This window comes from Haematobacter genomosp. 1, from assembly GCF_002196855.1.
Classification (GTDB): Bacteria; Pseudomonadota; Alphaproteobacteria; order Rhodobacterales; family Rhodobacteraceae; genus Haematobacter.
Genome location: NZ_NIPW01000077.1, coordinates 1 through 3950 on the forward strand (window position 1 = coordinate 1; position 3950 = coordinate 3950).

Annotated in this window: 5 protein-coding genes; 1 reads left to right on the top strand and 4 read right to left on the bottom strand. The window is 62.6% G+C overall.

Features of this window, described 5'->3' with window-relative positions:
- A partial coding sequence (locus CDV49_RS19955) for a hypothetical protein (protein ID WP_218822014.1) occupies positions 1-368 on the top strand: 368 nt, incomplete at its 5' end.
- Positions 369-409: 41 nt separating this feature from the next.
- Here CDV49_RS19955 and virB11 read toward each other — a convergent pair.
- The 4 genes from virB11 to CDV49_RS19975 all read right to left on the bottom strand — a co-directional run.
- Positions 410-1408: a P-type DNA transfer ATPase VirB11 gene (gene virB11, locus CDV49_RS19960; RefSeq protein WP_179209286.1), complete on the bottom strand. Its 999-nt coding sequence runs from the start codon at positions 1406-1408 to the stop codon at positions 410-412.
- A 14-nt stretch (positions 1409-1422) separates the two neighbouring features.
- Positions 1423-2781 (bottom strand): TrbI/VirB10 family protein, encoded by a 1359-nt coding sequence (locus CDV49_RS19965; RefSeq protein WP_088217010.1) that lies wholly within the window; start codon positions 2779-2781, stop codon positions 1423-1425.
- Complete coding sequence (locus tag CDV49_RS19970) at positions 2778-3551, bottom strand: TrbG/VirB9 family P-type conjugative transfer protein (RefSeq protein WP_256947412.1); 774 nt, start codon at positions 3549-3551, stop codon at positions 2778-2780. Before CDV49_RS19970 ends, CDV49_RS19965 begins: the two co-directional genes overlap by 4 nt.
- 1 nt (position 3552) lies before the next feature.
- Positions 3553-3950 (bottom strand): type IV secretion system protein (locus CDV49_RS19975; RefSeq protein ID WP_143413224.1); only part of this gene is annotated, 398 nt, incomplete at its 5' end.

Sequence of the window (3950 nt, forward strand, 5' to 3'; positions counted from 1 at the left end):
CACCTGCGGAAGCTGTGCCGGTTGCCGGCATGACCTCGGACGAACCTGCACCCTCCCACAAGCCGGAGAAAACACCTGTCTTGTCGCCGGAAGAACAGGCGGAAGAACCTGCTCTGGATCACCTTCGGACGGTGTATCGCAAACAGCGATACATTAAGGGCAGTCTCAACGAGTTCGCAACTGCGCTGGCCTCCGTTCATGTCGAGAACATGAGCCGAGAAGGCCACGAGGAAGAAGCCGAACCCGCGCCGGAGGAAACACCAGATACTGACAAGAAGCCGAAGCGAAACCGGAAAAAAGTGCCATCGAACGTCACGGATTTGACGGCGGCACTTAGCGACGTTTCGCGCCAGAATACGGCCAACTGACACGGCACGAAAAACAAACGCCCCCTTTCGGGGGCGTTTTTTCATTTCGCCAGTGCGGGCATATAGACCTGAAGGACGCCGCGCTTGCCGCCTCGCCTGCCCACCTGCACAATTAGATCTATAGTCTGTCGCGCATAATCCAGAACGTCCTGCCGCGTCTGGTTCAGCCCCGCCCGCATGACCATCATCGCTAGACGTTCCAGCGCCAGCGCCGGACTGTCTGCATGAATCGTGCTGATGGACCCCGGATGGCCCGTGTTGATCGCTTCCAGAAAGTTCAGGGCTTCGACACCGCGGATTTCCCCGAGGATCAACCGATCCGGCCGCATCCGCAGCGCGGATTCAAGCAACAGGGCAGGGGAGCGTTCCGATCCGGCCCGCCGTTCCGCCACCAGCGCCACCGTGTTCGGATGGGGCAGGTGCAGTTCCGGCGCATCCTCGATCGTCACCATGCGTTCGTCCTGGTCGCTGATCGCCAGCAGCGCCCGCGCCAGCGTCGTCTTGCCCGAGGACGTGCCGCCCGATACCAGAATGTTCAGCTTGTCACTGATGGCCGCGCGGAACAGGTTTTGCAGATCACCCGCCGCCGCCATGTTCGTCAGGGTCTTGAGCCGGTCGAGGCGAAGCGCGTCCACATCGACCTGCGCTCCGTCGAGGAATCCTATTTCATCCAGATCAAGAACACGGCTGACATATTTCCGGATTGAGACGGAGACGCCCTTTTCAATGGCAGGCGGCACGATGATCTGCACCCGCATCGTCTGACCGAACAGCACGACACGGCCCGACACAATGGGGTGCTTCGCGCCGAGCTGGTTACGGGTTTCCCCCGCAAGATGCCCGCCGAGCGGCTTGATCCGGTTTTCGGGCAGGGTGCCCTCCCACCGGATCATGTGTTCGGTTCCCGACCGTTCGACCCAGATCCCGCCGTCAGGATTTATGACGATCTCGTTCACGTCGTCCGAGGTCAGAAGCTCGCGCAGGGGCTGAAGCCCCTGCTCTGCATGGCTGGCCGGAATGACCACGGGTGTGTTGTCCATGTCGGCTTTCATCATCAGAACACCAGATCGCGGTTCACGAACACGGTCATGGTCGTGCCCTGGTCGATGTAGATGACGGGCGGCAAGGACAGGTAGTCGTTCATCACGCTCTGCGTCGTGTTTTCCAGATCCTCGCCCACGTCCTCCGCAAGCTCCTGCGTGTTCTCGCCGGCACTGTCGTCCACCACAACTTGCGGCGTGATCGCCAGCATCGAGATCAGGAAGGCCGAGCCGAAGCGTTCGCCAAAGCGCGTGTCAACAAAGCCGGTCTGCCCCGACATGCCCAGCTGGTCCGCGCCGTAGCCGCCCAGCTCCACGCTGCGCCCGTCCGGAGTGATGGCCCGGTTCCATGCAAGCTGTGCACGGTTCGAGGCAATGGACACGTCCGAATTGTAGCTGCCGATCAGGCGGGTGCCGCGCGGCAACAACACGTTTGAGCCGTCATAGGAATACACGTCGTTGGTGATCGAGGCGCGGATGACGCCCGGAAGCTCCGTGCTGATCGCGGTTTCCAAGACCGCTTCCAGCGTCGTGCCCTGCACGATGGTCCGGTCTGGCGCGGCAATCTGCGTGGCCCGCACCGTGTCGTAGCTGGCCGTCGAGGCCGAGGCCATGAATTGCTCATTCGTGGACAGCTTGCGTTCACCGGCCCCGCTGGCCCCTCCGCCCGTCACCTGCCCCGAACTGTCCAGCACCAGAAGATCGGACGACACCTGCGCCTCGTTGATCGCGTTGAGGCGGGCGCGTTCCTCTTCGAGACGCTGACGGGCATCGGCTTCGCCGTCCATGCCTTGCGCGGCAATCGCCTCCTGAAGCTGGCGCTGGTAGGCTTCTTCCGCCAGTTGGCGTTCACGCTCGAACTGTTCCCGCAGATCATCGGCCTGCTGTTGCAGAAGGTCGCGGGTGATTTCACCGCGTTCTTCTTGCATGGCCTTAAGCTGTGCTTCCAATGCCGCCAACCGCCGCCGTTCGGCATCGGCCAATTCATCGTTCCCTGTGGTCAGGTTCAATTCACCTTCCGGAACGACCGTCTCCGGCACATCGGTTTCGACTTCGGTTTGCCGCTCGGTGATTTCAGTGGAGAGGCCCGTATCGCCGGAACTGGTGGTCTGCACGTCCTGCGCATCCGAAGTTTGCCCACCGCCGAAGAGGCTTGCCATCTGCTGAGGCGCGATCAGCATCAGGACCAGAAGGAGAAGGACAATGCCAACAAGACCGCCGACGAGGATCTTGACCACGTTGCCGGGGCCGCCCCCGTCGAATTCGGAACTGCGCGCCGCCACGCGGGCTTCGCGGTCGTTTTCCGGATCGGGCCGCAGGCGCGGCCGATCTTCGTTCTCAGCATCGTTGGGGATGTTGTCTTGGTCGGTCATTGGATCACCACCTGATTGCTGTTGGCCGGTTGCGCCTGACGGCCGCCCCGAACGGTTTTGACGACTTCGCCGCTGGCGATGCACAATTCCTCATCCCCGATCCGCAGCGTCCAGCGGTCGGACGTGCGGTTGACCACGAACCCTTCGCTGGTCTGCTGCACGTTCACGATGGCTTCCTGCCCGTCCGCGTTCGCCGCGAAGATACCGGGGCGGGGCGCGTTCGGAGCAAACCGGAAGTAGGTTTTCACCCCGTCATCGTAGACCTGGATGGGCCGGATGCTGGTCGATTTGCCCGCCACGAAGTAGTTGTAATCCTTCGGCCGCGCCGCTACCGCCGCCTGTTGCTGGCGGGCGCGCGCCGCCTCGCCGGGATAGTTGAAGCTGATCCGGTAGCTGGGGCTGTGCGATCCGGCCTGTGCGGCTTTCGCGTTCAGCTCGAACGTGTAGACGCGGCGATCGGTGTAGACGGTCATGTTGGTATAGGCCCCGTGCACGAGCGGCTTCACCGACAACACGTCGCCCCGGTTCAGGCGCACGATCTGCCATGACGCGCTGTCGCCCACCTGCACGGACTCGATGTTTTCGCCCGAGGCAAACTGGATCGAGGTGATGAAGCGCATGTAGACGTCGAGGCGATACACGTCATGTTCGCTGTAGTTGTAGTAGCGGATGCGGGGATCGGCCGAATAGGCCCGAGGGGCCGTTTCTGCGAGGGCGGTGCCCATGCTGGCGACAAGGGCCGCAGCGGCAAGCGTGGCAAGCCGGTTCATGTCAGTTCCCCCTTGCGTTCAGAGTTTCCGCATCGACGCGGTAGTTGGTGACGGTGAAGCCGAGCGGGTTGGCCCAGACCTGTTGCAGCGACGTTTCCGTGCGCGGCCGGAATTGGAAGGTGATCGTCGCCACGAAGTCCCGCGTGGTCGGCGTCTGGCCTTCCCGCTCATAGGTGCGGGTGAACCGCACCTGCGCCGTGCCCTCATCGAGAAGCGAGATCGACCGGACGGCGACGGTAATCAGCATCCCCGTGCCGTAGAGGTTCGGCGGATACTGGTCATTGCCGGAGTTCCAGAGGGCGCGCAGCGAAGCCGCCGCTTGCCCGTCCGAAATCGCATTCACTTGCGGGATGCGCTGGCTGTTGTCGGAGACGTCATAGGGGTCGTTTGCGGGAGAGG